The 1,494-nt window shown below is 66.9% G+C and carries 3 protein-coding genes; all 3 read left to right on the forward strand.

What is annotated here, in order from left to right; all coding sequences use genetic code 11:
- The coding region (gene fabZ / locus AX685_RS02675; protein ID WP_066485168.1) for a 3-hydroxyacyl-ACP dehydratase FabZ at positions 1-409 on the forward strand (409 nt) is incomplete at its 5' end.
- Positions 410-523: 114 nt separating this feature from the next.
- Complete coding sequence (gene rpmE / locus AX685_RS02680) at positions 524-754, forward strand: 50S ribosomal protein L31 (RefSeq protein WP_066485170.1); 231 nt, start codon at positions 524-526, stop codon at positions 752-754.
- Positions 755-807: 53 nt separating this feature from the next.
- A complete protein-coding gene (locus tag AX685_RS02685) occupies positions 808-1,128 on the forward strand; it encodes a PilZ domain-containing protein (RefSeq protein WP_066485172.1) in 321 nt (106 codons plus the stop codon).
- Positions 1,129-1,494 lie beyond the last annotated feature (366 nt).

Below are 1,494 nucleotides of genomic sequence, written 5' to 3' on the forward strand. Positions count from 1 at the left end.
TCGCTACCCGATGCTGCTGGTCGACCGGGTCGAGGAGATCATCCCCGACCGGTCGATCCGTGCCATCAAGGCGGTGACGATCAACGAAGGCTTCTTCCAGGGGCATTTTCCCGGCCGTCCGATCATGCCGGGCGTGCTGATCGTCGAGGCGCTGGCGCAGACCGCCGGCGTGCTGGCGGTGGAAAGCCTCGGCCTCGCCGGATCGGGCAAGCTGGTTTATTTCATGGCGATCGAGAACGCCAAGTTCCGCAAGCCGGTGGAACCGGGCGTGCTGCTGAGCCTGGAGGTCGAGTTCGTCCAGAAGCGCAGCAGTGTGTGCAAGTTCGCCGGTGTCGCCAGGATCGACGGACAGGTCGCGGCCGAGGCGAGCTTCACCGCGATGATCGCCGATCCGCCCAAGGCGGGCTGAAACCGCCGGCCCCGATCGGCCGACGACAGATTTTGACATCGGGCGCGCGCTGGTCTAGGCGCGCGCCTTCTCTTTTGGCTGGTCGGAAACCAGCCGCATCAGGAGCGACGCGACGTGAAGAAAGACACCCACCCCGACTATCACATGATCAAGGTGCAGATGACCGACGGCACCGTGTACGAAACCCGCTCCACCTGGGGCAAGGAAGGCGACACGATGACGCTGGAAATCGACCCCTTGGCGCACCCGGCATGGACCGGCGGCCGCGGCCAGGTGCTGGATTCGGGCGGCCAGGTCGCGCGCTTCAACAAGCGGTTCGGTGGCGGTCTCACGCTGCGCAAATAAGCGCCGCGGTAACGTTAACCGTGAATTAGGCATGGCGGCGTAGGGTCGCCGCCATGTTCGTTGCAGAATTCGCCCTTGCCGAGCGCACCACCAACCGCCGCCGCAGCCCGCGCGCGCCGGTCTCCCTCGACGTGCAACTGGGGGAAGGGTGCATGCAGCGCACCTTGTGCCGCGTCGTGGACATCTCGCTCCACGGCTGCCGGCTCCATGCCTATAGCAGCATGGCCCCGAACTCGACGATCCTGCTCAACGTCCCCGGACTGGGCGCGATGGGCGCGGATATCGTCTGGTCCGACGATTTGGTCGCGGGCTGCCAGTTCCATATCCCGCTGACGCAACAGACGTTCGACCGCTTCATCGCCGATCACGGCTAGGCCGGGTCATCACCCCTTCGCGCTGAGGACAGGCGCCGACGTCGCTCGACGGCTCGTCAGGGCGAAGGTCGATCCGGTCCGGGGTGGCCGCCGGGGGCTCGTTACCGCGAAGCCGCGAAGATCATGGCCGTGCACAACGCGCCAAGCGCCCCATCACCGGCCTGAATTTCCCCGCCGCCGTCACGGCAGGCGCGGCACCTCCGCGCGACCCCGAAAGCCGTTCGTCGTCGTGCGACTCCGCGCGCGACAATAGGGGTGCCACGCCCGCCATGGCGCGACACCCCTTTGTCAGGTCTTCGGCCGACAGCTTTCCCCGTTACGGGAGCCGTGGGCCTGTATGCCTAGCGCCGCGAGGCGGTGCCGGCG

The organism is Sphingomonas sp. CCH9-F2 (assembly GCF_001556735.1).
GTDB classification, from domain to species: domain Bacteria; phylum Pseudomonadota; class Alphaproteobacteria; order Sphingomonadales; family Sphingomonadaceae; genus Sphingomonas; species Sphingomonas ginsenosidimutans.